Annotated in this window: 1 protein-coding gene; it reads left to right on the forward strand. The window is 62.2% G+C overall.

Going from position 1 to position 1,651, the window contains the following annotated elements; genetic code table 11:
- The first annotated feature begins 227 nt into the window (after positions 1 to 227).
- Positions 228 to 1,409: a redox-regulated ATPase YchF gene (locus tag WBV42_RS07265; protein WP_423985434.1), complete on the forward strand. Its 1,182-nt coding sequence runs from the start codon at positions 228 to 230 to the stop codon at positions 1,407 to 1,409.
- Positions 1,410 to 1,651 lie beyond the last annotated feature (242 nt).

The raw sequence follows: 1,651 nt of genomic DNA on the forward strand, positions 1-1,651 counted from the left end.
GCATGGTCGTCTCAGTGACCCCTCTCGGAGGAGGCACGAAGTGCCGACGGAGAGATGTCGCTGAGACGACCATGCAAGCGCGAGCGGGCGGGGGCTTTCGAGGTCTGCTCTCCTATTCCGAGCAAACCCGATTATAGCTCACACTCCATCTCGTCACACGACTTGAACCCCGTATCGTCGCCACAAAAATCGAAAGACAGTTCCGACCCTCTGTGGTACCACAAAGCATGATTTCTATCGCGCTCGCGGGCAAACCGAACGCCGGGAAGTCCACCTTCTACAAGGCGGCCACGCTGGCCGACGTGGACGTGGCAAACTACCCGTTCACGACCATCGACGCGAATCGCGGGGTGAGCTACGTCCGAACCGACTGTCCCTGTCTCGAACGCGACGAGCGCTGTGGCAACGACAACTGCCACGACGGGAAGCGATACGTGCCCATCGAACTGCTGGACGTGGCCGGACTCGTGCCGGGTGCACACGAGGGGCGCGGACTGGGCAACCAGTTCCTCGACGCGCTGACGAACGCGGACGCCATCGTCAACGTCGTGGACGCCTCCGGCGGGACGAACGAGGAGGGCGAACCCGTCGAGGTCGGGAGCTACGACCCCGTCGAGGAGGTCGATTTCATCGAGGAGGAGATGGACCAGTGGCTCACTGGCATCATCGACCGCAACTGGGAGAGCGTGGTGCGCCAATCGCGCTCGCCGGGATTCGACATCGACGAGGCGCTCGCGGACATGCTGACGGGGTTCGGGGCGACGGAACACGACGTGACGACGAGTCTCCGCGGCTTGGAGTATCCCGGCGACCCACAGAAGTGGACGGACGAACACCGTGAGGCACTGGCCCGCGACATCCGCGCCCGGACGAAGCCCATCATCCTCGTGGCGAACAAGGCCGACATCGCACCCGAGGAGAACATCGAGCGACTCTGCGAGACTGGCAAGATGGTCATCCCCGCAACCGCCGAGGGCGAACTCGCGCTCAGGCAGGGTGTCGAGGCGGGCGTGGTGGACTACGACCCTGGTGACGAGGATTTCGAGGTGATCGGCGACCTAAGCGATCAACAGCGGGCGGGGCTGGAACAGATTCGCGACGTCATGCACGAATGGGGCGGGACGGGCGTCCAAGAGAGCCTCGATGCGGCCGTGTACGACCTGCTCGACCGGGTCACGGCGTTTCCCGTGCAGAACGATTCGAAGTGGACGGACGGACAGGGCAACGTCCTCCCGGACGCCTTCCTGCTCCCGAAGGGATCAACGCCGCCGGACCTCGCCTACGCAGTCCACAGCGACATCGGCGACGGCTACCTCCACGCCGTGAACGCCAAGACGAAACGCGACATCAGCGATTCCTACGAACTGGAAGAGGGAGACGTGATAAAGATCGTCAGCACGGCGAAGTAAGCCGCTCGGCCGCTCATCGTCTTTCCTGCACACCGTCTTTCCTGTAGCACGTTTTTACCGCAGCACGTTTCGATCACCCTATCGACCCATTGATTGATATTGATTCGACCTCCTTCATAAGACGATTATGGCACGCAATCACACGCACACTGGAGAGTTCGATGTCTGAATCGGCGGAGGACGACCTCACGTCCCTCCTCGACGAACTCCGGATCATGGCACAAGTGGGCCTCGAATACGCG

It is taken from the genome of Haladaptatus sp., from assembly GCF_049589095.1.
GTDB lineage: Archaea > Halobacteriota > Halobacteria > Halobacteriales > Haladaptataceae > Haladaptatus.